This window comes from Streptomyces sp. CO7, from assembly GCF_053474865.1.
In genome coordinates, this window is sequence record NZ_JBRIOU010000001.1 from 8,799 (window position 1) to 9,343 (window position 545).

The 545-nt window shown below is 79.8% G+C and carries 1 pseudogene; it reads right to left on the bottom strand.

The window, feature by feature from the left end:
- Window positions 1-519: pseudogene (locus ACOV8S_RS00045) on the bottom strand (SIS domain-containing protein); the annotation flags it as partial.
- Between the last annotated feature and the right edge of the window lie 26 nt (window positions 520-545).

Consider the following 545-nt stretch of genomic DNA (forward strand, 5'->3'; position numbering starts at 1 on the left):
GTCCTGCTCGCCCGGTGAGCGCCGGGGCTCCGCCGCCATCGGCAGGAACAGGCCGCGTGAGACGCCGACGGAGTCCGCCAGCGGGCTGCGGCCGGGGGCCACGGCGACGACCGTGCAGCCGCGGCGGTATGCCTGCTCGGCGAGGAGCGACAGGCCCGGTTCGGTGCCGTCGGGGCTGGCGATCAGGAGCAGGTCCAGGTTGCCCGCCCAGCCGGGCAGTTCCCAGCGCAGGGCGCCCGCCGCCGGGGCGACGCCGGTGGGGGCCAGGCGGATCACGGGGCTGCCGGGGCCGGCCAGGGTGCCGAGGAGGTCGGCGGCGTGGACGGCGGCGGCGCCGGGACCGGCGATCAGTACGGCGCGGGGCCGGCCGTCCGGTCGCAGGCCGGGGACGCCGGCCTCGTCCGTGTTGCGCAGAGCGACGCGGACGCGGGCGCCCGCCTCGGCGGCGCCGCGGAGCAGGGCGCGCCGGTCCGCCGTGGACAGGCCCTCGGGGTCGTCGAGCAGCGATTCGTCGAACATGGCGGGGAGCCTCCGGCGGCGGGTCG